Source organism: Glutamicibacter sp. AOP38-B1-38, assembly GCF_052377485.1.
Classification (GTDB): Bacteria; Actinomycetota; Actinomycetes; order Actinomycetales; family Micrococcaceae; genus Glutamicibacter.
Genome location: NZ_JBQSWU010000114.1, coordinates 1 through 227, shown reverse-complemented (window position 1 = coordinate 227; position 227 = coordinate 1). Strand labels below are relative to the sequence as shown.

General features: G+C 65.2%; 1 protein-coding gene. It reads left to right on the top strand.

The annotated features are described in order from the left end of the window. Positions 1-227, top strand: a 227-nt coding sequence (locus ACT3TP_RS18835) for a GMC oxidoreductase (protein ID WP_444621306.1), incomplete at both ends; no start/stop codon positions are given.

The window sequence follows — 227 nt, the reverse complement described above, 5'->3', positions numbered from 1 at the left end:
AGGGCCATGATGCGCGGGTGATGATCGCCGGGATCCGCAAGGCCCGGGAGATCATCGGGCAGCCGGCGATGGCTGATTGGGCCGGGGTGGAGCAGTTCCCCGGCCAACAGGTGCAGTCCGATGCGGAGATCTTCGATTACCTCAAGCGCACGCATAACACCGTGTATCATCCGGCCGGCAGCGTGCGGATGGGGGCTGTGGAGGATGCGATGTCGCCGTTGGATCCG